21 protein-coding genes are annotated in these 22,461 nt (G+C 62.5%); 12 read left to right on the forward strand and 9 right to left on the reverse strand.

The genetic code is table 11. The features are described 5' to 3' along the window. Positions 1-2: 2 nt before the first annotated feature. The gene (gene coaBC, locus PFU01S_RS00605) at positions 3-1,214 is read right to left on the reverse strand and encodes a bifunctional phosphopantothenoylcysteine decarboxylase/phosphopantothenate--cysteine ligase CoaBC (protein ID WP_028686775.1); all 1,212 of its coding nucleotides are present in this window, start codon (positions 1,212-1,214) and stop codon (positions 3-5) included. A gap of 123 nt (positions 1,215-1,337) precedes the next feature. Between coaBC and radC the strand changes: the two genes are divergently transcribed. Beyond that, a complete protein-coding gene (gene radC / locus PFU01S_RS00610; RefSeq protein ID WP_028686774.1) occupies positions 1,338-2,018 on the forward strand; it encodes a RadC family protein in 681 nt (226 codons plus the stop codon). A 100-nt stretch (positions 2,019-2,118) separates the two neighbouring features. On the opposite strand, the gene PFU01S_RS00615 is transcribed toward radC, so the two are convergent. Continuing rightward, positions 2,119-3,708, reverse strand: a complete 1,590-nt coding sequence (locus PFU01S_RS00615; RefSeq protein ID WP_027913374.1) for an ABC transporter substrate-binding protein — start codon at positions 3,706-3,708, stop codon at positions 2,119-2,121. Between the two features lie 361 nt (positions 3,709-4,069). Between PFU01S_RS00615 and rpmB the strand changes: the two genes are divergently transcribed. Continuing rightward, positions 4,070-4,306 (forward strand): 50S ribosomal protein L28, encoded by a 237-nt coding sequence (gene rpmB / locus PFU01S_RS00620; RefSeq protein ID WP_003253504.1) that lies wholly within the window; start codon positions 4,070-4,072, stop codon positions 4,304-4,306. A gap of 11 nt (positions 4,307-4,317) precedes the next feature. Continuing rightward, entirely contained in the window at positions 4,318-4,473 is a 156-nt protein-coding gene (gene rpmG, locus PFU01S_RS00625) for a 50S ribosomal protein L33 (RefSeq protein ID WP_003253507.1), read from the forward strand. 83 nt (positions 4,474-4,556) lie between these two features. On the opposite strand, the gene PFU01S_RS00630 is transcribed toward rpmG, so the two are convergent. Further along, entirely contained in the window at positions 4,557-4,916 is a 360-nt protein-coding gene (locus tag PFU01S_RS00630) for a cupin domain-containing protein (RefSeq protein ID WP_028686773.1), read from the reverse strand. Between the two features lie 193 nt (positions 4,917-5,109). Between PFU01S_RS00630 and PFU01S_RS00635 the strand changes: the two genes are divergently transcribed. Further along, positions 5,110-6,603, forward strand: coding sequence for an aldehyde dehydrogenase (locus tag PFU01S_RS00635; protein WP_023532569.1), 1,494 nt, complete (start codon positions 5,110-5,112; stop codon positions 6,601-6,603). A gap of 181 nt (positions 6,604-6,784) precedes the next feature. After that, positions 6,785-7,924, forward strand: coding sequence for an MFS transporter (locus PFU01S_RS00640; RefSeq protein ID WP_028686772.1), 1,140 nt, complete (start codon positions 6,785-6,787; stop codon positions 7,922-7,924). 10 nt (positions 7,925-7,934) lie between these two features. Here the strand turns inward: PFU01S_RS00640 and PFU01S_RS00645 are convergent, their stop codons facing one another. Further along, positions 7,935-9,488, reverse strand: coding sequence for a phospholipase D family protein (locus PFU01S_RS00645; RefSeq protein WP_028686771.1), 1,554 nt, complete (start codon positions 9,486-9,488; stop codon positions 7,935-7,937). Positions 9,489-9,546: 58 nt separating this feature from the next. Continuing rightward, positions 9,547-10,977 carry an aminotransferase-like domain-containing protein gene (locus tag PFU01S_RS00650; RefSeq protein WP_042138954.1) on the reverse strand — a complete coding sequence of 477 codons (1,431 nt, stop codon included), beginning with the start codon at positions 10,975-10,977 and terminating at the stop codon, positions 9,547-9,549. Positions 10,978-11,153: 176 nt separating this feature from the next. Between PFU01S_RS00650 and PFU01S_RS00655 the strand changes: the two genes are divergently transcribed. Continuing rightward, positions 11,154-11,384 carry a DUF1127 domain-containing protein gene (locus PFU01S_RS00655; protein WP_027913378.1) on the forward strand — a complete coding sequence of 77 codons (231 nt, stop codon included), beginning with the start codon at positions 11,154-11,156 and terminating at the stop codon, positions 11,382-11,384. 6 nt (positions 11,385-11,390) lie between these two features. Here the strand turns inward: PFU01S_RS00655 and PFU01S_RS00660 are convergent, their stop codons facing one another. Further along, positions 11,391-12,683, reverse strand: coding sequence for an NAD(P)/FAD-dependent oxidoreductase (locus PFU01S_RS00660; RefSeq protein ID WP_028686770.1), 1,293 nt, complete (start codon positions 12,681-12,683; stop codon positions 11,391-11,393). 102 nt (positions 12,684-12,785) lie between these two features. Between PFU01S_RS00660 and PFU01S_RS00665 the strand changes: the two genes are divergently transcribed. Beyond that, a complete protein-coding gene (locus PFU01S_RS00665) occupies positions 12,786-13,139 on the forward strand; it encodes a YkgJ family cysteine cluster protein (RefSeq protein ID WP_027913380.1) in 354 nt (117 codons plus the stop codon). Between the two features lie 22 nt (positions 13,140-13,161). On the opposite strand, the gene dadR is transcribed toward PFU01S_RS00665, so the two are convergent. Continuing rightward, the gene (gene dadR / locus PFU01S_RS00670) at positions 13,162-13,650 is read right to left on the reverse strand and encodes a transcriptional regulator DadR (RefSeq protein ID WP_003258963.1); all 489 of its coding nucleotides are present in this window, start codon (positions 13,648-13,650) and stop codon (positions 13,162-13,164) included. A 154-nt stretch (positions 13,651-13,804) separates the two neighbouring features. Between dadR and dadA the strand changes: the two genes are divergently transcribed. From dadA to PFU01S_RS00695, 5 genes are all read left to right on the forward strand, one after another. Then, complete coding sequence (gene dadA / locus PFU01S_RS00675; protein WP_027913381.1) at positions 13,805-15,109, forward strand: D-amino acid dehydrogenase; 1,305 nt, start codon at positions 13,805-13,807, stop codon at positions 15,107-15,109. 80 nt (positions 15,110-15,189) lie between these two features. Next, positions 15,190-16,263 (forward strand): alanine racemase, encoded by a 1,074-nt coding sequence (gene alr / locus PFU01S_RS00680; RefSeq protein WP_027913382.1) that lies wholly within the window; start codon positions 15,190-15,192, stop codon positions 16,261-16,263. Positions 16,264-16,357: 94 nt separating this feature from the next. Continuing rightward, positions 16,358-16,906: a cupin domain-containing protein gene (locus tag PFU01S_RS00685; RefSeq protein ID WP_023532512.1), complete on the forward strand. Its 549-nt coding sequence runs from the start codon at positions 16,358-16,360 to the stop codon at positions 16,904-16,906. 109 nt (positions 16,907-17,015) lie between these two features. Continuing rightward, on the forward strand, positions 17,016-17,465 hold the full coding sequence (locus tag PFU01S_RS00690) for a c-type cytochrome (RefSeq protein WP_225806663.1): 450 nt from the start codon (positions 17,016-17,018) through the stop codon (positions 17,463-17,465). 263 nt (positions 17,466-17,728) lie between these two features. After that, the gene (locus PFU01S_RS00695) at positions 17,729-19,585 is read left to right on the forward strand and encodes an acetyl-CoA hydrolase/transferase C-terminal domain-containing protein (RefSeq protein WP_028686769.1); all 1,857 of its coding nucleotides are present in this window, start codon (positions 17,729-17,731) and stop codon (positions 19,583-19,585) included. Positions 19,586-19,645: 60 nt separating this feature from the next. Here the strand turns inward: PFU01S_RS00695 and xpt are convergent, their stop codons facing one another. Continuing rightward, a complete protein-coding gene (xpt, locus tag PFU01S_RS00700) occupies positions 19,646-20,218 on the reverse strand; it encodes a xanthine phosphoribosyltransferase (protein WP_023532789.1) in 573 nt (190 codons plus the stop codon). A 62-nt stretch (positions 20,219-20,280) separates the two neighbouring features. After that, positions 20,281-22,290, reverse strand: coding sequence for a DNA helicase Rep (gene rep, locus PFU01S_RS00705; RefSeq protein ID WP_027913385.1), 2,010 nt, complete (start codon positions 22,288-22,290; stop codon positions 20,281-20,283). Positions 22,291-22,461: the final 171 nt, after the last annotated feature.

Genomic DNA, 22,461 nt, shown 5'->3' on the forward strand with positions numbered 1-22,461 from the left:
ACTTACTGAACCTGATTGAGCCGTTCGGCGATGAAGGCAACCAGCTGACGGGCGATCTTGCCCTTGCTGGTCTGCGCGAAGAGGGTCTGGTGCTGCTGGCGATCGATCACGGTCAAGGCGTTCTCTTCACTGTTGAAGCCGATGCTGGGGTTGGCCACATCGTTGGCGACGATCAGGTCGAGGTTCTTGTCCTTGAGCTTGCGCGTGGCGTAATCGAGCAAGTGTTCGGTCTCGGCGGCGAAGCCGACACTGAAAGGGCGGTCGGTGCGACCGGCCAGGGTGGCAAGGATATCGGGATTGCGCACCATCTGCAGCAGCATGCCATCGCCAGTCGTAGGATCTTTCTTCAGCTTTTGTGGCGCTATGACCTCTGGGCGGTAGTCCGCCACCGCCGCCGAAGCGATGAACAGGTCGCATGGCATGGCCGCCTCACAGGCTGCCAGCATGTCCCGCGCGCTGACCACGTCGATACGGCTGACCCGGTCGGGGGTAGGCAGGTGGACGGGACCGGTCACGAGGGTCACCCGAGCCCCGGCTTCGGCGGCCGCCTCGGCCAGGGCGAAGCCCATCTTCCCGGAGCTATGATTGGTGATGTAGCGCACCGGGTCGATGTTCTCCTGAGTGGGGCCGGCGGTGATCAGCACGTGCTTGCCGGTCAATGCCTGGCGCTTGAAGCTTTCGGCGGCGCACCGGGCCAGGTCCGTGGCCTCGAGCATGCGGCCCAGGCCCACGTCGCCACAGGCCTGGCTGCCCGAGGCAGGGCCGAACACCTGAATGCCTCGGCTCCTGAGCACTTGGAGGTTGGCCTGGGTGGCAGCGTCACGCCACATGGCCTGGTTCATGGCGGGGGCGACGGCGACGGTGGCGTCGGTGGCCAGCACCAGGGTCGTCAAGAGGTCATCGGCCATGCCCTGGGCCAGGCGTGCCATGAGGTCGGCGGTGGCCGGAGCGATCAGCACCAGATCAGCCCATTTGGCCAGCTCGATATGGCCCATGGCCGCCTCTGCTGCCGGGTCGAGGAGGTCCAGGTGCACCGGATGGCCGGACAACGCCTGCAAGGTCAGCGGCGTGATGAATTCGGCGCCACCGCGGGTCATGACGACACGCACTTGGGCGCCGTGCTCCAGGAGTCGGCGGATCAGTTCGGCGCTCTTGTAGGCGGCGATGCCACCACCGACGCCAAGAACGATGCGCTTGCGATACAGCCGCTGCATAGGGTTGCCTTTTTCCAGTGAAAGCGGGCGGCGACAGAAACTGCGTGCGGCAGAACGTCGCATGTACGAGGGCAAATAGATTAACACAGGGCCGAAATGGGCCGCAGCAAGGGCAGGGACGCGATGAACATCAGGGAATGGCCGGTTCAGGATCGGCCAAGGGAAAAGCTGCTGCAGCGTGGGGCGGCGGTGCTGTCTGACGCCGAGCTGCTGGCTGTGCTGCTGGGGTCAGGCGTTGCAGGGCACAACGTGCTCGACTTGGCGCGCGGCTTGTTGGTGCGTTTTGGCGGCTTACGGCCGTTTCTGGAGGCCGATCGGCGGGCCGTCTTGCGCGAGCCTGGCATAGGGGAGGTCAAATACGCACAGCTGCAGGCATTGCTGGAAATCGGTCGTCGCTACCTCGATGAGGGGATCACCCGCGCAGCGGCGTTGGAGGACCCCCAGGCCGTACGACGCTACCTCAAGGCCATGCTGCGCCATGAACCCAGCGAGGTGTTCGGCTGCCTGTTTCTGGACACCAAGCACCGGCCACTGGCGTTCGAGATTCTGTTCAGGGGTACCATCGACCGAGCCAGTGTCTATCCGCGGGAAGTCGTGCGACGGGCATTGATGCACAATGCCGCGGCGCTGATCCTGTGTCACAACCACCCTTCGGGGAACAGCGAACCGAGCAAGGAGGATGTGCACCTGACCTTGTCGCTCAAGCGTGGGCTGGCCTTGATCGATGTGCGTGTGCTGGATCACATCATCATTGGCGACGGGGAGCCGCTGTCCATGGCCGAGCACGGGTGGGTCGTGGCTTAGGGCACGCCGCTGTGGTAGCGGCGCTGTCCAGGACGACCTGTCATGACCGGGGAAGGGGCGCCTTCCCCCGTTCATGACAAGGGCGAGGCGTGGCCAGGGCTTACTTGGTCACGCTCACCTTGCTGAAGTCCAGCCGGCCGAACGGGTTGACCTGATAACCCTCGACACCCTGGCGCAGCAGGGCCGCCGCATTCGGATGCGCCAATGGCACCCACAGCGCCTGCTGCTGGATCAGGGTCTGCGCCTGCTGGTACAGCCGGCTGCGCACGCTCTGATCATTGGTGGTGCGACCGGCACTGATCAGCTGGTCCAGGCGATTGTCACAGAACCGCGCGAAATTGGTCCCGGACTTGACCGCTGCACAGGAGAACTGCGGGGTGAGGAAGTTATCCGGGTCACCGTTGTCACCTGCCCAGCCCATGAACAGCAGGTCGTGCTCGCCGGCCTTGGCGCGGCGGATCAGCTCGCCCCATTCGATCACCCGAATGTCAGCCTTGATGCCCACCTTGGCGAGATCAGCCTGCAGCATCTGCGCGCCCAGGCTGGGGTTGGGGTTGAGCAGGCTACCCGAAGGACGTGTCCAGATCGTCGTGCTGAAGCCGTCCGCCAGGCCGGCCTTGGCCAGCAAGGCCTTGGCTTTCTTCACATCCAGTGGGTAACCGGGCAGGTCCTTGGCATAGCTCCAGGTATTGGGCGGGTACGGGCCATTGGCCGCGATGGCCGAGTCTTCGAAAACAGCCTTCACGTAGGCCTGTTTGTCGAAAGCCAGGTTGATGGCCTGACGCACCTCTGGCTTGTCCAGGGGTGGGTGCTGGCTGTTGAGCGCGATGAATGCCGTCATGAACGCTGGCGTGCTGGCCACCTTGAGGCTGCTGTCCTGGCTGGCTTCGGCAATGTCCAGTGGCTTGGGCGACAGGGCTACCTGGCACTCATTGCGTTTGAGCTTCTGCAGGCGCACGTTCGCATCGGTGGTGATGGCGAAGATCAGCGGGTCGACGGCCGGTTTGCCGGCAAAGTAGTCAGGATTGGCGCGATAGCGCACCACCGCATCCTTCTGGAATCGCTGGAAGACGAATGGCCCGGTGCCGATGGGTTGGCTGTTGAGCTTCTCGGGAGTGCCTGCCTTGAGCAACGTGTCGGCGTATTCGGCGGAGTAGATCGAGGCAAAGCCCATGCTCAGGGTAGCCAGGAAGGTCGCATCCGGGTGGGTGAGGGTAAAGCGCACGGTATTGGGCGCTGGTGCGTCGATCGTTTTGATCAGGCTGCCCAGTTGCAGCGACTGGGCATGGGGGTAGCCGCCGGGTGCCGTCTTGTGCCAGGCGTGGGCGGGGTAGAGCATGCGCTGGAAGCTGAACAGCACGTCGTCGGCATTGAGCGTACGGCTGGGCTTGAAGTAGCCGGTGGTATGGAATTTCACGTTGTCGCGCAAGGTGAAATCGTACACCAGGCCATCGGCCGACACCGTCCAGCTGGCGGCCAGGCTCGGCACCACCTTGCCTTTGCCGGCATCGAACTCCACCAGGCGGTTCATCAGGACATCGGCCGTGGCATTGGTGGTAGTCAGCGAATTGTACTGCACCACGTCGAAGCCTTCGGGGCTGGCTTCGCTGCAAACGCTCAGTGGCGCTGCCTGGGCTGCACCCACGGCAAGCAGGGAAGTGAACAATAAGGAAAGAGCGGCGGCACGCATGGTGGCTCCTTGGCTGTCAGTGGCCCATCTGCCAGTGCAGTCTGGAAAAGGCCTACCCTAGTGTGACTGCCGGAAAATGACCACACTCTTTTTTACAATCTTGGCGACGAGCGGTCAGCGTCCGATAGGGCCTGCGGCCGTGCCGCCCGCGGCGGTTCGCCCCGGCTCGAATGTTGATCAGGTATTGTTGCAATCGAGTCTTTCTGGTATAAAGCAGCGCTCTTTTCTAGGGGCTCGGCCTGTCGCATCAGCGAATCCGGTCGATAAGACCTCCAGAATCACGGCGCCTCGGCGCCAAAGACTGAGAGATTAAGCGGCCAACCCATGCCGGGTTGGGCATGTGGTTTTAGAGGGCTGAGTCATGTCGAGAGTCTGTCAAGTTACTGGTAAGGGTCCAGTAACCGGGAACAACATTTCCCACGCAAACAACAAAACCCGTCGTCGTTTCCTGCCAAACCTGCAGCACCACCGTTTCTGGGTTGAATCCGAGAAGCGTTTCGTGCGTCTGCGCGTTTCCGCCAAAGGCATGCGCATCATCGACAAGCGCGGCATCGATGCCGTTCTGGTTGACATCCGTAAAGCTGGCGCCAAGGTTTAAGGGAGAGCATCATGCGTGAATTGATCCGTCTGGTTTCGAGTGCCGGTACCGGCCACTTCTACACCACCGACAAGAACAAGCGCACCACCCCGGACAAAATCGAGATCAAGAAATACGATCCCGTTGTTCGCAAGCACGTGGTGTACAAGGAAGCCAAGATCAAGTAATTGATCGGCGACCTGAAAAAAACCCGCCTCTGAACAGAGGCGGGTTTTTTTATGCCTGGCCGAAAGGGTGGGCAGGCCAGGGGTTACTTCTGCTCGAACAATGCATAGATCTTGCGGCAAGGCTCCAGCACTTCCCATGTCCCTTTGAACCCGGCGGGTATGACGAACCGATCACCCGCACGCAGTGTCTTGCTGGCGCCTTTTTCGTCACGCAGCACCGACACGCCCTGCACGATTTCGCAGTACTCATGCTCGGTGTAGTTGACCTTCCACTGGCCGACTTCCCCCTCCCAGACGCCAGCGGCAAACTGCCCGCAGGGGCTTGCATAGTGGTTGTACACGGCCTGGTCCGGCTCGCCCTTGAGAACCTTTTCGGCTGCGGGGCGATAGCGCTCGGCCTCGGTAATGGCCTGGGCGAAGTCGATGATGCTGTCGATGCTCATGAGGGGGCTCCTGTATGTTCAATAAAATTAACATCGCTGGGCGTTTGAGCCGATAGTGTCAAATATATTGATAGTTTGAAAGGGCTGGTTTAGGGTATTGCATGCCTGTGTGCGCCTGTCGCACGCCCGGACCCCGACAACGCCTGCAAGTCCTCAGTGCAGCGTTGCACCTAAACAAGAGGAGGAGTTTCGTATGACCACCCTGACTCGTGCAGACTGGGAACAACGTGCCCAGCAACTGAAGATCGAAGGCCGCGCCTTCATCAACGGCGAATACACCGATGCCGCATCCGGTGAAACCTTCGAATGCCTGAGCCCGGTCGACGGACGCTTCCTGGCCAAGGTTGCCAGCTGCGACCTGGCCGACGCCAACCGCGCGGTCGAAAACGCCCGCGCGACCTTCAATTCGGGCGTATGGTCACAGCTGGCTCCGGCCAAGCGCAAGGCCATTCTGATCCGCTTCGCCGACCTGCTGCGCAAGAACGTGGAAGAGCTGGCGCTGCTTGAAACGCTGGACATGGGCAAGCCAATCGGTGACGCCTCCAGCATCGATATCCCAGGCGCTGCCAATGCCATTCACTGGACAGCCGAAGCCATCGACAAGGTGTACGACGAAGTCGCTCCTACGCCTCACGATCAACTGGGCCTGGTCACCCGCGAGCCGGTAGGCGTGGTGGGTGCCATCGTCCCGTGGAACTTCCCGCTGCTGATGGCGAGCTGGAAGTTGGGCCCCGCATTGGCTACGGGCAACTCGGTTGTGCTCAAGCCTTCCGAGAAATCGCCGCTGACGGCCATTCGCATCGCTCAGTTGGCGGTGCAAGCCGGCATCCCGGCAGGTGTGCTGAACGTGCTGCCTGGCTATGGCCACACCGTGGGCAAGGCCCTGGCCCTGCACATGGACGTCGACACCCTGGTATTCACAGGTTCGACCAAGATCGCCAAGCAGCTGATGGTGTATGCAGGCGAATCGAACATGAAACGCATCTGGCTGGAAGCCGGTGGCAAGAGCCCGAACATCGTCTTTGCCGACGCGCCCGACCTTGAGGCCGCCGCCCAGGCTGCTGCCAGCGCCATCGCCTTCAACCAGGGTGAAGTGTGCACCGCAGGTTCTCGCTTGCTGGTGGAGCGCTCGATCAAGGACACCTTCCTGCCCATGGTGGTCGAGGCCCTCAAGGCCTGGAAGCCCGGCAACCCGCTGGACCCGCAGACCACCGTTGGTGCCCTGGTCGATACCCAGCAGATGAATACCGTGCTGTCGTACATCGAGGCCGGCCACAAGGACGGTGCCAAGCTGCTGACCGGTGGCAAGCGGACGCTGGAAGATACCGGCGGCACCTACGTCGAGCCGACCATCTTCGATGGCGTGACCAATGCCATGAAGATCGCCCAGGAAGAAATCTTCGGCCCCGTCCTGTCCGTGATTGCTTTCGACACGGCCGAAGAGGCGGTTGCCATCGCCAACGACACACCCTATGGGCTGGCGGCGGGCATCTGGACTTCGGACATTTCCAAGGCGCACAGGACGGCCCGCGCCGTGCGCGCCGGCAGTGTCTGGGTCAACCAATATGATGGCGGCGACATGACCGCGCCATTCGGTGGCTTCAAGCAGTCGGGCAACGGCCGTGACAAGTCGCTGCACGCGCTGGAGAAGTACACCGAGCTCAAGGCCACCTGGATCAAGCTGTAATTCCAGCAGCCTGTAGCAGGCAATTCGGCTTCCAAGTGCCTGGTATCGCTGTTGCGAGCTGAGCAGGGCCTGAGGCAGCTCGATTGCACGCGGGGCGGACACTCCACCACTGGCCGGGGCGGCTCATACCGTCCCGGCTTCGTTGTTTCTGTCATACAACAATGCTGCCTGGGAGGCCGTCATGCGTTGGGGAACCTATTTTGCCGTGCTGGCGTCGGTGCTGAGCGTCGGGCTCGCATTGGGTGTGAGCATGCCGTTGGTGTCCTTGCGTCTGGAGGCCTGGGGGTATGGCGGCTTCGCTATTGGCGTCATGGCCGCCATGCCTGCTCTGGGCGTGCTGGCCGGCGCCAGCCTAGCCAGCCGTCTTGCCGGGTGGGTAGGCGTGCCTGCGGCCATGCGCCTGTGCCTGTGGGGCGGGGCATTGTCCATCGGCCTGTTGGCCCTGCTGCCAAGCTACCCGCTTTGGTTGGTGCTGCGGCTGTTGATCGGCATGGCGTTGACCGTGGTGTTCGTGCTGGGTGAGAGCTGGATCAACCAACTGGTGGTCGAGCAGTGGCGCGGACGGCTGGTAGCCCTGTACGGGAGTAGCTATGCGCTGAGCCAACTGGCAGGGCCGTTGGTGCTGGGCATGCTGGGGTCGGACGACGACTTCGGCTTCTGGGCGGCGACCGGTCTGCTGCTGGTGTCGCCCTTGCTGTTGCTGGGCCGCGGTGGCGCGCCCTCTACGCAAGCATGCAATGTCACCTTTGCCGACCTGTTTGCCTTCTGCAGAAGGCTGCCCGTGATCGCCTGGGCCATCGCATTGTTCGCTTCGTTCGAAGCCATGATCCTGACCCTGCTGCCGATATACTGCCTGCAACAGGGCCTGAGCACGGAAATCGCGTTGTTCATGGTCAGTACGGTGGTGGTCGGCGATGCGGTGCTGCAGTTGCCCATTGGCGCACTGGCGGACCACATGTCGCGGCGCGCGCTGTTCACCGGTTGCGCCTCGGCATTGTTGGGGTCGAGCCTTGCCATCCCCCTGCTGTTGCACACCTGGGCGATCTGGCCTGTGTGGGTATTGTTCGGCGCAAGCGCCGGTGGGTTGTTCACCTTGTCGCTGGTATTGATCGGTGAGCGCTATCGAGACGATGCCCTGGTGCGGGCCAATGCCCACGTGGCCCAGCTGTGGGGCATCGGTTGCCTGCTGGGGCCGTTGCTGGCCGGCGCAGGTAGCCAGTGGATCAGTGGGCACGCCTTGCCGCTGCTGATGGCAGCAGGCGCCGCTGGGCTTGTGGTGCTGACCCGGCGGCCCGGAGCGTTCGAGCCTGCGGCGGCGTGACTGCGCAGCGCTAGAGCATCTTTTCCAGCCCGACCGCCTTGCTGATCCAGGCATTGAACCGCCGCCACAGGCTACCAGGCTCTGACGTGAGCACCCGCCGCTGTCCGTCCTCCTCGGTCACCCAGACCAGCTTGCCGCCGACGAGCTCAGGCTGGTAGCTCAGGGCCGGTGCCATGCCCTGCACCGCCAGCGCACGGGTGTATTCGGCAAGTTCGGGGCTGTCGACCAACACGCCGACTTCGGTGTTCCACAACACCGAGCGCGGATCGAAATTGAACGAGCCAATGAACGTCTTGTGACGGTCGAACACGATCGCCTTGCTGTGCAGGCTGGAATTGGAGCTGCCATGAAAACTCAGCTTGCCCGCGCTGGGGTCCCCGGGTTGGCGGCGCATTTCGTATAGCTTCACCCCGTGCTCCAGCAATGCCTTGCGGTAAGGGGCATAACCGCCGTGTACGGCAGGCACATCGGTGGCCTCCAGCGAGTTGGTCAACAGCTTTACCGAAATGCCCGCGTCGGCGCTCTGAGTGAGGTAAAGCAGCCCTGGTTCGCCGGGCACGAAATAAGCCGAGACCAGAATCAGTTCGTGACGCACATCGCGCAGGTCAGGGCCAAGTTGCCGTGTCAGCAGCAGCTGTGGGTCAGGCTCGTCATCGGCCAGCACCTTGCTGGGTGCGTCCCACAGCGCCTGGGCATGGGCCCATATGAGTTCGTTGCGCCAGGTGTCCAGCCGCGGCTGGGATTGATAGGCCATCAGGCGGTCATACAAGACCTTGCGCCGAGTTCTGGCTTCGGCCAGCGAGACCTCCAGCCGATGGCGGCTGGTGCGCAGGTCGCTGGCATTGGGCTGGTGCCAGAGGAAGTCGGTGATCGGGCGGCTCAGGGCGCTGTTCCAGTACTGATCGAAACTGTGTCCCAACTGCTCTGCTATAGGGCCCACACCCAGCAGATCGATGTCGGTGAAGTTCAGGTTGGGCTCGGCATCGAAGTACTCGTCGCCCAGGTTTCGCCCGCCGACGATGGCCATGCTGTTGTCCACCAGGAACAGCTTGTTGTGCATGCGCCGGTGCTGACGCGACAGGTTGAGCAACCGGCCCATGGCGCGCGTGACCCCGGTGGCGCGTCCCAGGTGCAGGGGGTTGAACACGCGGATCTGGATGTTCGGGTGGGCGGCGAGGGTGCCCATGATTGCATCCAGGCCGTCACTGGTGGTGTCGTCCAGCAGGATGCGTACCCGCACCCCCCGGTCTGCCGCCCGCAACAGTTCATGGACCAGGGCGCGGGTGCTGAGCCCGTCATGGACGATGTAGTACTGCACGTCGATGCTGGCCTGTGCATTGCGTATCAGCTCGGCGCGCGCCCGGAAAGCCTCGTTGCTGTTGGGGAGCAGGCGAAAGCCGGAACGGCCTTCATAAGGTGCTGCCTGGCGCAACACCGAGCGGCCGAACGCCGAGCCATCGGCCGGCAGGGCTTGGCTGGTTTGGCGCGGCGTATCGACGCTGGCGCAGCCGCCGACGCCGAGCAGCAGCGTCAGCAGCAAGGGTAGGGCTCGCTGGAGTTTCAACGGTGGATCGTCCTGTGCAGCAGGGCTTTGGGGTTGGACAGTGGCAGGCAACGCAAAGTTACGTCGCGACGATGTCCTCGTCCAGCAAGCGTTGGGCGGTCTCACCCACCTTGCGCACCGCCGCCTCGATTTGCGCTGTAGGCCTGGCGGCGAAGTTCATGCGCAGGCAATGACGGAACTTGCCGGAAGCGGAAAAGATGCTGCCCACGGCCACTTGTACGCCCTGTTCCAGTAAGGCGTGATTGAGTTGCAAGGTATCGAAATGTTCCGGCAATTCCACCCACAGCATAAAGCCGCCTTGCGGACGGCTTACGCGGGTGCCGGGTGGGAAATACCGGGTCACCCAGTCGCTCATCAACTCACGGCTGCGTTGGTACTGGCTACGCATCCGTCGCACATGGGGCTGGTAGTGCCCGTTGGCGATGAAGTCCGCTACCGCCAATTGAGGCTGACTGGCGGTGCTGCCTGTGCTGATGTACTTCATGTGCAGGACCCGCTCCAGGTAGCGTCCGGGCGCTACCCAACCGACACGCAGGCCAGGGGCAAGGGTCTTTGAAAATGAACTGCACAACAGCACGCGGCCTTGCATATCGAATGACTTGACCGTTCGTGGCCGAGGGTAGGTGTAGGCCAGGTCACCGTAGACATCGTCCTCGAGAATGGCCACGTCGTAGCGCTGTGCAAGCTTCAACAGGGCCTTTTTACGAGCCTCGGGCATGATGTAGCCCAGCGGGTTGTTGCAACTTGGGGTGATCTGGATGAGCTTGATCGGCCACTGCTCGAGGGCCAGTTCGAGCGCCTCGAGGCTGATGCCCGTCACCGGGTCCGTGGGGATCTCCAGCGCCTTCATGCCCAGGCCCTTGAGCGTCTGCATGGCGCCATGGAAGCTGGGCGAGTCCACCGCAACGATATCGCCAGGCTCGCACACGGCGCGGATGCTGCACGACAGGGCTTCGTGACAGCCTGTCGTCACCACCAGCTCCGAGGGGGAGAGCCTGCAACCGGAGTCCAGGGCCAGGCGTGCCACCTGTTCACGCAAGGCCAGGTTGCCGTGGATATTGTCGTAATACAGCCCAGGCATGTCCTGCCGACGGCTGAGTCGGGCGAGGCTGCGCAACAGCGGCTTGAGGGTAGGGCTCTCGATGTCTGGCATGCCCCGTCCAAGCTGTATCACCCCTGGCTGCGGAGTACTGCGCACCAGTTCCAGTACCTGCTCCCACTGGGAGATGTCCACGGGGCGCTGGGCGGGTCGGCTGACCGCAGGCAAGGCCGGCAGGTGGCGGTGATCGCTCACGAAATAGCCGGATTTTGGCCGTGGCGAGACCATGCCACTGTCTTCGAGCATGCGGTAGGCCTGTTGCACGGTGCTCAGGCTTACCCCGTGCTCCACGCTTAGTGCGCGCACCGATGGCAGCCGCTGGCCGGGGCGATAGAGGCCCTGTTCGATGCGCGCGCCGAGTACCTCGGCAAGGTTCAGGTAGAGCGTCACGTCATACTCCTGGGCTGCGCCGGGTAACGCACCATACAGATTGATTGAAAAGGCTGCATTCAGTTACCTGGAAGCCCGATCTGTATCCAAATAATAACGCTTTTTTGGATCTGTATTGTCAGGCCATGCACCCTGCATGCTGTCCCCACATTGTCATCGAAAGGGAGACAGCAGCGATGGGAAGCTTGAGCGATGTGCGCATTGAACCGTCGGTAGGCGATAAAGAGGCCCTGCAGCGAAGCGAAACCCACGCTACGCCAAAGGCTTCGAGTCGCTTGCAGTTGATGCTGCGCCGCTGGCACACCCGCAGGGCGCTGCTCCAGTTGAGCGACCATGAATTGCGTGATGTGGGGCTCAGCTGGCAAGAGGCGCGCTCGGAAGGCCGCAAGCCGTTCTGGAGGCCTTGACCGCTTTCAGGCCAGATCCTTGAGCCTGTGCCACAGCATGCCCAATGCCAGTAAAGGTGAGCGCAAGTGATTGCCGCCTGGGAACGTCATGTGTGGCACCTTGGCGAACAGGTCGAAGCGCCCGCTTTGCTGGCCACTGATGGCCTCCCCGAGCAGCCGGGCGGCCAGATGGGTCGCGTTCAGCCCGTGGCCTGCGTAGGCCTGGGCGTAGTAGACGTTGGGCTGATCGGGCAGACGGCCTACCTGGGGCAGGCGGTTGGCGCCGATCCCGATCATGCCACCCCACTGGTAGTCGATGCGGACGTCCGCCAGTTGAGGGAACACCCGCAGCATCTTGGGCCGCATGTAGGCGGCGATATCCTTTGGGTCGCGCCCGGAATAATGGCAAGCGCCGCCGAACAGCAACCGGTGATCTGCGCTCAGGCGGTAGTAGTCCAGCGCCACCCGCTGGTCGCACACGGCCATGTTCTGTGGCAGCAGCGAACGTGCACGCGCTTCACCCAGCGGCTCGGTAGCGATGAGGTAACTGCCGGCGGGCAATACCTTGCCGCCCAGCTCACCGTGCAACCCATTGAGGTAGGCGTTGCAGCACAGGACCAGCGTTTGCGCCCGGACCCGGCCTTGGGCAGTGTGTACCTGCACCTGGGGGCCATAGTCGATGCGGGTCACCTCGGACTGCTCGTGGAGTTTCACGCCCAGGCGCGCGGCTGCCGCGGCTTCGCCCAAGGCCAGGTTGAGGGGGTGCAAGTGGCCAGAACCCATGTCCACCAGCCCGCCTGCATAGCGCTGCGAGCCCACCACGTCGTGAATGTCATCCTTTGCGACCAGCCGCAGTTCGTGGGCGTAACCCAGGCTGCGCAAGTGTTCGGCCTCTTCGGCCAGGCCCGCCATTTGCGCCGGCTTGTTGGCCAGGTCGCAATAGCCCCAGACCAGGTCACAGGCGATGGCGTGCTGCGCTACACGGTCGCGCACGATCTGCACGGCCTCCAATCCCATCCGTTGCATGTCGCGAACGCCCTGCTCGCCGATGACCGGCAGGAACTGCTCCAGGCCATGGCCGACCCCGCGGATCAACTGCCCACCGTTGCGCCCACTGGCGCCCCAGCCGATCTTGCGCGCTTCGAGCAGGATCACCGAGAAGCCACGCTCGGCCAACTCCAGGGCCGTGTTCAGACCAGAGTAGCCACCGCCGACGATGCACACATCGGCGGTGTGATCACCCTGCAGAAAGGCATGATCAGGGTGAGGCGCGCTGCTGGCGGCGTAATAAGAAGCGGCGTGCTGCGCGCTGTGGATCATTGGACGCGTCCTGGTGCATGGGCTGGAACGGGAGGATAAGCCGCAGGCCCAGGGCGGGCAACCGGCCTATAATGGGCGAACATTTTCAGCCTGTGCCTAGTCATGTCCTGCGATCGCCACAAAATCCACTTCCTGCGCGAACTCATCCCGTCGTTCGAATGCGAGCCCGGCTGCCATGACTGCTGCGGACCGGTCACTACCTCGGCGCAAGAGATGGCTCGGCTGCCGCGCAAATCCCAGGCCGAACAGGACGCTGCCCTGGAGCGCCTGGACTGCGTGCATTTGGGGCCCCAGGGCTGCACGGTATATGAAGAGCGGCCAATGATCTGCCGCCTGTTCGGCACCACCCCACGCCTGGCCTGCCCACGCGGTCGTGGGCCCGAACCCATGATCGACCCTGCGGCCGAGCAGCTGGTGCACCAGTTCATTGCTACCACCCGGCAAGTGCTGGTCTAGGCGTTCGCGGTAGAGCCCGGCGTCAGTCCGGGATTGGCAGGCAGAGGCTTTCCTTCACCTCCTCCATCACGATGTAGCTTTTGGACTCACGCACGTGGGGCAGCTTGAGCAGGATGTCGCCAAGCAGCTTGCGATACGAAGCCATTTCCGAAATGCGCGCCTTGACCAGGTAGTCGAAGTCGCCGGAAACCAGGTGGCATTCGAGCACGTGCGGCAGCTTGAGCACTGCCCGACGAAACTCCTCGAAGGTATCGCCAGACTTGTAGTCCAGGCTGATTTCCACGAACACCAGCAGGCTGCCCTTGAGGTGCTGTGGGTTCAGGCGCGCGTTGTAGCCCATGATGATGCCTTCACGTTCCAGCCGACGTACGCGCTCGGTGCACGGCGTGGTGGAGAGGCCGACCTTCTCGCCCAATTCGGTGAAGGAGATACGCCCGTCGTTCTGCAGGATGCGCAGGATGTTCCGGTCGATCTTGTCCAGCTCACGCTTACTTTGATGCTGGGTTCTCATAGGGGATGCCCCTCCGTGAAAGGCCATTGTGCCGAGAATTCTCGCCAATAATAGGCTTTTATATAGTGAATTGCACTGCTCACGAATTCCTATACTTCGCCCATCAATGGCAGTCCAACAACACACTGCGGCAGTGCGCGAGGGGAAAGAAACGATGCGAGTTCTGGTACTTGGTAGCGGCGTGATTGGAACCGCCAGTGCCTATTACCTGGCCCGGCAAGGGTTCGAAGTGACGGTGGTGGACCGCCAGCCAGCGGTGGCCATGGAAACCAGCTTCGCCAACGCCGGCCAGATCTCGCCCGGCTATGCCTCACCGTGGGCGGCGCCAGGGGTGCCTCTAAAAGCCGTGAAGTGGTTGCTCGAGCGTCACGCTCCGCTTGCCATCAAGCTGACCGGTGACGTGGACCAGTACCTGTGGATGGCGCAGATGCTGCGTAACTGCACGGCCAACCGCTATGCCGTGAACAAGGAGCGCATGGTGCGGTTGTCCGAGTACAGCCGCGACTGCCTCGACGAACTGCGCGCCGAAACCGGAATCGCGTACGAGAACCGTAGCCTGGGCACTACCCAGCTGTTCCGTACCCAAGCCCAGGTCGATGCAGCTGCCAAGGATATCGCCGTGCTCGAGCAATCAGGCGTGCCTTATGAATTGCTCGATCGCGATGGCATCGCCCGGGTCGAACCTGCCCTGGCCAGTGTGAAGGGCATCCTCGCCGGCGCACTGCGCCTGCCTAACGACCAGACCGGCGATTGCCAGTTGTTCACCACCAAGCTCGCGGAAATGGCCCGGAACCTGGGCGTGGAGTTCCGCTTCGGGCAGGATATCCAGCGTCTGGATCATGCAGGTGACCGCATCAACGGTGTCTGGATCGATGGCAAGCTCGAAACCGCCGACCGCTATGTGCTGGCATTGGGCAGCTATTCGCCGCAGATGCTCAAGCCTCTGGGTATCAAGGCGCCGGTCTATCCGTTGAAGGGTTACTCCCTGACCGTGCCCATCACCAACGGCGACATGGCGCCTGCCTCGACCATCCTCGACGAGACCTACAAGGTTGCCATCACCCGTTTCGACAACCGTATCCGGGTTGGGGGCATGGCTGAAATCGCGGGCTTTGACCTGTCGCTCAACCCCCGTCGACGTGAAACGCTGGAGATGATCGTCAACGACCTTTATCCTCGCGGCGGTGATTTGAGCCAAGCCAGTTTCTGGACCGGGCTGCGTCCCGCGACGCCAGACGGCACCCCCATCGTGGGTGCAACCGCCTTCAGTAACCTGTTCCTCAACACAGGGCACGGCACGCTGGGCTGGACCATGGCCTGTGGCTCGGGTCGCCTGCTGGCTGACCTGATCGCGCGCAAGAAACCGCAGATCAGTGCACAAGGGCTGGACATCTCGCGCTATGGCAGCAGCCGCGAAGTGGCCCGTCACGGGCATGGTTCGCCTGCCCATCAGCAGTAAACCATCCATTGGGGTGCTCGCGAATGACCTGCGCGTGCCCCAGCTTCGATTTCAACCCGTATGACTTTTAAGGCAGCCGCATGCGCCCCGCCCGTGCCCTGATCGACCTCCAGGCCCTGCGCCATAATTACCGTCTCGCCCGTGAACTGACCGGCGCCAAGGCGCTTGCCGTGATCAAGGCCGACGCCTACGGTCACGGTGCCGTGCGCTGCGCGTTGGCGCTCGAGCCCGAGGCGGACGGGTTTGCCGTGGCCTGCATCGAAGAGGCACTGGAGCTGCGTGCGGCCGGCATCAGGAGCCCAGTACTGCTGTTGGAGGGCTTCTTCGAAGCCAGTGAGCTGCCATTGATCGTCGAACATGACCTGTGGTGCGTCGTGCATTCGGCCTGGCAGTTGGAGGCCATCGAGAAAAGCCCGCTGCACAGCCCACTCACCGTCTGGCTCAAGCTCGATACCGGCATGCACCGTGTAGGGCTGCATCCCAAGGATTATCGCGATGCCTATGAACGCCTGCTGGCCAGCGGCAAGGTAGGGCGCATCGTGCTCATGAGCCATTTCGCCCGTGCCGATGAATTGGATGCTAAGGCCACAAGCGAGCAGATTGCCGTGTTCGAAACCGCGCGCCAGGGCTTGGCTGCAGAGTGCAGCCTGCGCAACTCCCCAGCCGTGCTGGGTTGGCCCCAGGCAGCCGGTGATTGGGTACGGCCAGGCCTGATGCTCTATGGCGCCACGCCGTTCGACATGCCTCAAGCACACGCCCAACGCCTGCAGCCGGTCATGACACTGCAGTCGCGGGTCATCAGTGTGCGGGAGCTGCCGGCTGGCGAGCCGGTGGGTTACGGCGCCACGTTCGTCAGCACGCGGCCCACCCGTGTAGGCGTGGTTGCCATGGGCTACGCCGACGGTTACCCGCGCCAGGCGCCCAACGGCACGCCGGTCATCGTTGCCGGCAGTCGAGCCCCGCTCATTGGTCGCGTGTCGATGGACATGCTGAGCATCGACCTGACCGACGTGCCCCAAGCGACGGTCGGCAGCCCAGTCGAACTGTGGGGCAAGCAGGTCCATGCCACTGAGGTGGCGAGCCAGGCCGGTACTATCCCTTACCAGATCTTCTGCAACCTCAAGCGGGTGCCCCGGGAATACGTGGGGGACTAAGGCGTCAGGGCGGGTGGTGTGTTGTAAATACTGAACGGCGTTGCCATGATATCGTTCACATCCACCCGCATACCCGTCTCAGGAGGCTCCAGCTTTGGACGTCGGCGAACGACTGCAAGCCATCCGCACGCTCAAGGGCCTGTCCCAGCGTGAACTCGCCAAGCGCGCGGGCGTTACCAACAGCACCATCTCGATGATCGAGAAGAACAGTGTGAGCCCATCGATCAGTTCGCTGCGCAAGGTACTGAGCGGCATTCCCATGTCCATGGTCGAGTTCTTTTCCGTCGAGCTCGAACCCGAGAGCCCTGCGCAAATCGTCTACAAGGCCCACGAACTGATCGACATCTCCGATGGTGCGGTGACCATGAAGCTGGTTGGCAAATCGCACCGTAACCGCGCCATCGCTTTTCTGACCGAGGTGTACCCGCCTGGCGCCGACACCGGCGCCGAAATGCTGACCCATGATGGCGAAGAGACCGGCATCCTGCTCGAAGGCCGCCTGGAGTTGGTGGTCGGTACCGAGCTGTTCATTCTCGAAGCAGGCGACAGCTACTACTTCGAAAGCACCCGCCCGCACCGTTTTCGCAACCCGTTCGAACAGCCAGCACGCTTGATCAGTGCCGCTACCCCCTCGAACTTTTGATCCAGCGCAGTGCATTGACGCGTCAATACCCCTTTCCTGTGTAGGGTCGTTTCCCGGCCTCGGGCTTGTCGTTATACTTTTCGGCGCTCGAGGATCCGTGGCCGCGAGCATGATTAGCCACCATGAGGGTGTTCGCGTGAATCAAGTCAAGAAGATGCTGGCCATCCCGGCCGCCGTACTGGCCCTGTGGGCAATCACCGCTACCGCTGCGACCAACGACGATATCGCCAAGCGCCTGGAGCCGGTCGGCAAGGTGTGTATCCAGGGCCAGGAATGCAAGGGCATGGCCGTGTCCGCCAGCACGGGTGCCGGGTCTGCCAGGACGCCGGATGACATCATCGCCAAGCATTGCACGGCCTGCCATGGCACGGGGCTGCTCGGCGCGCCGAAAGTGGGCGACAACGCAGCCTGGAAGGAGCGTGCCGACCACCAGGGTGGGTTGGATGGCATCCTGGCCAAGGCCATCACGGGCATCAACGCCATGCCGCCGAAGGGCACCTGCGCGGATTGCTCGGATGATGAGCTCAAGGCCGCTATTCAGAAGATGTCTGGCCTGTAAATACCGCAATGTGCCGCGTAGCAGTCCCAGTATTCTAGCTTCGCCTCTTGCCTTGCCGGGGCCGCTTCGCGGCCCATCGCGGCCGGTCCGGCGCCCCGGCGAGAGCGCTCAGGCACCGCGTACGCGTGGACCTACGCTGTGGCTGAAGACCACCGAGTTATCCAGACCCCAGGTGGCTGCGGCTTCCTCTTACCGTCCAGGCAACCAACCTGTCTACCTGCCTGTCGAACCTCCTGAACCCAAGCACGAACCAGGAGGCCTCGATGCACCTCAGCTCCATCGACCAGGCCGTCGAACAGATCCTGTCACGCCTGCCAACCCATATCCACATGGGCCTGCCGCTGGGCCTGGGCAAACCCAATGCTTTCGTCAACGCCCTCTATGCCCGCATCCGCGAATTGCCCGAACGCCGTCTGACGATCTATACGGCCCTTTCCCTGGGTCGACCGGCGCTCGGGGATGGCTTGCAGCGACGCTTGCTCGAGCCCTTCGTGGAGCGCGTGTTCGGCGACTACGAAGAGCTTCACTACCTGGCCGACCTGCGCAATGACAGCCTGCCGCCAAACATTCGCGTAGAACAGTTCTTCATGCAGCCCGGCAGCCTGCTTGCCAGTGAATCGGCCCAACAGGATTACGTCAGCAGCAACTACAGCCATGCCGCGCGAGACATCAATGCCAAGGGCCTGAACCTGATCGCCCAACTGGTGGCGGCTACGCCGGAGCGGCCCGTTCACCTGAGCCTGGCCTGCAACCCGGACATCACCCTGGACCTGTTACCCATGGTCGAACGCCGCCGCGCCGCTGGCGAGACCATTCTGATGCTGGGCCAGGTGCATGCGCAGTTGCCGTACATGCCCGGTGATGCCGAGCTGCCAATGGATGCCTTCGACCTGCTGTTGGACGAAGCCGAGCAGCGCCAGTTGTTTTCGACGCCCAACATGCCGGTCACCACGCAGGACCACTGCCTCGGCCTGCATGCCAGCAGCCTGGTGCGTGACGGGGGTACCTTGCAGATCGGGATTGGTGCCATGGGCGATGCGGTTGCCGCCGCGCTGCTCGCTCGCCAGAGCGATAACGTTGCTTACCGCGCAGCGCTCGACAGCCTTGGCGCGAGTACCGCGCAGGCCCTGATCGAGCGGGAAGGCGGGCTCGCGCCCTTCGAGCATGGGCTATATGGCTGTAGCGAGATGTTCGTCAACGGGCTGCTGGCGCTGGCCGAAGCAGGCTTGCTGCGGCGTGCTGTCGATGAGCAGGGGGTAGTCCTGCACGGAGGGTTCTTCCTCGGCCCGCAAGCGTTCTACCAGCGCCTGCGCGACATGAGCCTGGAGCAGCGTGCGCGGTTTGCCATGACCGGTATCGGCTTCGTCAATGAGCTCTACGGTGATGAACAGCTCAAGCGTGCTCAGCGACAGGACGCACGCTTCATCAATACGGTGTTCGGCATGACCCTGCTCGGCGCGGGTGTGGCCGATCAGCTCGAAGACGGGCGCGTGCTGAGCGGGGTAGGTGGGCAGTACAACTTCGTTGCCCAGGGGCACGCGCTGGAAGGTGGCCGCTCGATACTGCTGCTGCGCAGTTGGCGCGAAGCGGGTGGCGAGGTTTCATCGAACATTTTCTGGAACTACGGCCATTGCACCATTCCCCGCCACCTGCGCGATATCGTGGTGACCGAATATGGCATCGCTGACCTCAGGGGGCAGACCGACAGTGAGGTCATTGCGCGATTGCTTGCGGTGTGTGACTCCCGGTTCCAGCAAAGCCTCATCGAGCAGGCCAGGGACGCTGGCAAGCTGGCGGAAGATTTTCAGCTCGACAGGCGTTTTGCCGATAACACGCCGCAGCGCCTGGCCGCAGCCCGGGCGCAGCATCCACAGCTGTTCCCGGAGTACCCCATGGGGACCGACTTCACGGCTGAAGAGCAGGACTTGTTACGGGCGCTGAACTGGTTGAAAAGCAAGTTCAAGCTCAGCGAGGCGCTTGAGCTGGGCAAAGCCGCGCTGGACGCGCCAGGGCCCCAAGGGTATGAGCGGCATCTGGCACGGATGCAGCTTGACCAGCCTCAGGGGCTCAAGGAAGAGCTGTACCAACGGTTGCTGTTGGCAGGCCTGGCGGCGACCTGAAGACGACAGGGGCTGCCGCGCAGCCCCTGGTGGCCCGGATGTAAGCGAGCCAGTGCCGCCTCACTCGATGAAGCTGACCACACCGCCTTCCAGCGATTTCACCCGCGCCAGCGACTCCACGCGATAGCCTTGGCGATCCAGCTCGGCGCGCCCGCCCTGGAACGATTTCTCGATCACGATCCCTAGCCCTACCACGGTCGCTCCGGCCTGCTTGATGATCGAGATCAGCGCCTGGGACGCCTTGCCGTTGGCAAGGAAGTCATCCATGACCAGCACCCGGTCGCTGCTGCTCAGGTGGCGCGGCGAAATGGCCACGGTGTTCTCGGTCTGCTTGGTGAACGAATACACAGAAGCCGTCAGCAGGTTCTCGGTGAGGGTCAGCGACTGGTGCTTGCGTGCGAAGATCACCGGCACACCCAGCTTCAGCCCGGTCATCACTGCAGGCGCGATACCCGACGCCTCGATGGTGACGATCTTGGTCACGCCGGCATCGGCGAACAGGCGGGCGAACTCGTCACCAATCAGCTGCATCAGCGCCGGGTCGATCTGATGGTTGAGAAACGCATCGACTTTGAGAACCTGGTCGGAAAGCACGATGCCTTCTTCGCGAATCTTCTGATGCAGTGCTTCCACTATGGTATTCCTCGGAACAAAAATGGCCGCAAACAGCGGCAGTGTTTAAGAGTAATGGTTGATCAGCGTTTGAGCATCGCCCGGATGTCGGCCAGGGCATTGTTGCCGCGTGCGGCCTTGACCTCGACCGGGGCATCGTCCAGTCCTTCCCAGGACAGGTCTTCGGGGGGCAGCTCGTCGAGGAAGCGACTAGGCGTGCAGTCGATGATTTCCCCGTATTGCTTGCGTTTGGCGGCGAAGGTGAACGCCAGCGTCTGGCGTGCGCGGGTGATGCCCACGTAAGCCAGGCGGCGCTCTTCCTCGATGGTGTCGGCCTCGATGCTGGAGCGGTGAGGCAGGATCTCCTCCTCCATGCCCATGATGAACACGTAGGGAAATTCCAGGCCCTTGGACGCGTGCAGGGTCATCATCTGCACACCGTCGGCGTTTTCTTCCTCTTCCTGCTGGCGTTCGAGCATATCGCGCAGCACTAACTTGCCGATGGCGTCCTCGATGGTCATGTCACCCTCTTCGTCCTTCTCGAGGGTATTCTTCAGCGCTTCGACCAGGAACCAGACGTTGCTGATGCGAAACTCCGCTGCCTTATCGCTGGCGGTCTGCTGGCGGATCCAGTTCTCGTAGTCGATGTCGCGGATCATTTCATGCAGGGCGGCGATGGGATCATCCAGCGCCACCTTGTGGCGCACGCCGTCCAGCCAATGCTTGAAACGCTGCAGGCGCTCGGTGTAGCGCGCATCCAGGTGCTCGCCCAGCCCCAGTTCCTCACTGGCGGCATACATCGAGACACCCCGGCCGGTGGCATAGTTGCCGAGCTTTTCCAGGGTGGTCGAGCCGATTTCCCGGCGCGGCACGTTGATGACCCGCAGGTAGGCGTTGTCGTCGTCAGGGTTTACCAGCAGGCGCAGATAGGCCATGAGGTCTTTGACTTCCTGACGGCCGAAGAAGCTGTTGCCGCCGGAAAGACGGTAAGGCACTTGGTGGTGCTGCAACTTCAGCTCGATCAGCTTGGCCTGGTAGTTACCGCGGTACAGGATGGCGAAATCGCTGTAGGGACGGTTGGTGCGCAGGTGCAGCGTGAGGATTTCCATCGCCACGCGTTCGGCCTCGGCGTCCTCGTTCTTGCAACGGATCACCCGGATCTCGTCACCAACGCCCATCTCGCTCCAGAGCTGTTTCTCGAATGCGTGCGGGTTGTTGGCGATCAACACGTTGGCGCAACGCAGGATGCGGCTGGTGGAGCGGTAGTTCTGCTCCAGCATGACCACTTTCAGGGAGGGGTAATCCTCCTTGAGCAGCATCAGGTTCTCAGGACGCGCGCCGCGCCAGGCGTAGATCGACTGGTCGTCGTCGCCCACGACGGTGAACTGGTTGCGCATGCCGATCAGCATCTTCACCAGCAGGTACTGACTGGCGTTGGTGTCCTGGTATTCGTCGACCAGCAGATAACGCACGCGGTTCTGCCAGCGCTCGAGCACCTCGGGGTTTTCCTGGAACAACTTGACCGGCTGCAGGATCAGGTCGTCGAAGTCCACGGCGTTGAACGCCTTGAGCGTGCGCTGATAGTGGGTGTAGACGACCGCAGCGGTCTGCTCGCGCGGGTTGCGTGCCTTCTCAAGGGCCTCGGGAGGCAGGATCAGGTCGTTCTTCCAGGCACCGATCATGTTCTTGATTTCGTCGATGCCGTCGTCGCCGGAGTACTCCTTCTGCATGATGTCCGACAGCAGGGCCTTGATATCCGATTCGTCGAAGATCGAGAACCCAGGCTTGTAGCCCAGGCGGTCGTGCTCCTTGCGGATGATGTTCAGGCCCAGGTTGTGGAACGTGCAGACCGTCAGCCCTCGGCCTTCGCCCGGACGCAGCAGGCTGGCAACCCGCTCCTTCATCTCGCGGGCGGCCTTGTTGGTGAAGGTCATGGCCACGATGTACTGGGCGCGAATACCGCAGTTCTGGATGAGGTGGGCAATTTTGCGCGTGATGACGCTGGTCTTGCCCGAACCTGCACCGGCGAGCACCAAAAGAGGGCCGCCGACATAGTCACGGGCTTCCTGCTGCCGGGGATTGAGTCGGGACATGCTAGAAACCGGGGGTCGCCAGAAAATAGCCGCGCATTCTAACAGGCATGCGTGTTCGTGGCGTGACCGTCTGACGTTCGAGTCAGACTTTCGAAACGATCATTAGCGTCACTAATACTTGCGCCTGAAAAAATCGTATTTGCCGGTTTGTCCGCTTTCGCGCAGGATGCA

It is taken from the genome of Pseudomonas fulva NBRC 16637 = DSM 17717, from assembly GCF_000730565.1.
Lineage (GTDB): Bacteria > Pseudomonadota > Gammaproteobacteria > Pseudomonadales > Pseudomonadaceae > Aquipseudomonas > Aquipseudomonas fulva.

Bases quoted from the DNA above. Each gene is read 5' to 3' on its own strand.
- PFU01S_RS00655 (WP_027913378.1), top strand. From the start codon at position 11,154: ATGGGAAGCTTGAGCGATGTGCGCATTGAACCGTCGGTAGGCGATAAA.
- dadR (WP_003258963.1), bottom strand. From the start codon at position 13,650: ATGAGAACCCAGCATCAAAGTAAGCGTGAGCTGGACAAGATCGACCGG.
- dadA (WP_027913381.1), top strand. From the start codon at position 13,805: ATGCGAGTTCTGGTACTTGGTAGCGGCGTGATTGGAACCGCCAGTGCC.
- PFU01S_RS00695 (WP_028686769.1), top strand. From the start codon at position 17,729: ATGCACCTCAGCTCCATCGACCAGGCCGTCGAACAGATCCTGTCACGC.
- rpmG (WP_003253507.1), top strand. From the start codon at position 4,318: ATGCGTGAATTGATCCGTCTGGTTTCGAGTGCCGGTACCGGCCACTTC.
- rep (WP_027913385.1), bottom strand. From the start codon at position 22,290: ATGTCCCGACTCAATCCCCGGCAGCAGGAAGCCCGTGACTATGTCGGC.
- PFU01S_RS00665 (WP_027913380.1), top strand. From the start codon at position 12,786: ATGTCCTGCGATCGCCACAAAATCCACTTCCTGCGCGAACTCATCCCG.
- PFU01S_RS00615 (WP_027913374.1), bottom strand. From the start codon at position 3,708: ATGCGTGCCGCCGCTCTTTCCTTATTGTTCACTTCCCTGCTTGCCGTG.
- coaBC (WP_028686775.1), bottom strand. From the start codon at position 1,214: ATGCAGCGGCTGTATCGCAAGCGCATCGTTCTTGGCGTCGGTGGTGGC.
- PFU01S_RS00690 (WP_225806663.1), top strand. From the start codon at position 17,016: ATGATTAGCCACCATGAGGGTGTTCGCGTGAATCAAGTCAAGAAGATG.
- PFU01S_RS00635 (WP_023532569.1), top strand. From the start codon at position 5,110: ATGACCACCCTGACTCGTGCAGACTGGGAACAACGTGCCCAGCAACTG.
- PFU01S_RS00640 (WP_028686772.1), top strand. From the start codon at position 6,785: ATGCGTTGGGGAACCTATTTTGCCGTGCTGGCGTCGGTGCTGAGCGTC.
- alr (WP_027913382.1), top strand. From the start codon at position 15,190: ATGCGCCCCGCCCGTGCCCTGATCGACCTCCAGGCCCTGCGCCATAAT.
- PFU01S_RS00630 (WP_028686773.1), bottom strand. From the start codon at position 4,916: ATGAGCATCGACAGCATCATCGACTTCGCCCAGGCCATTACCGAGGCC.
- PFU01S_RS00660 (WP_028686770.1), bottom strand. From the start codon at position 12,683: ATGATCCACAGCGCGCAGCACGCCGCTTCTTATTACGCCGCCAGCAGC.
- radC (WP_028686774.1), top strand. From the start codon at position 1,338: ATGAACATCAGGGAATGGCCGGTTCAGGATCGGCCAAGGGAAAAGCTG.
- rpmB (WP_003253504.1), top strand. From the start codon at position 4,070: ATGTCGAGAGTCTGTCAAGTTACTGGTAAGGGTCCAGTAACCGGGAAC.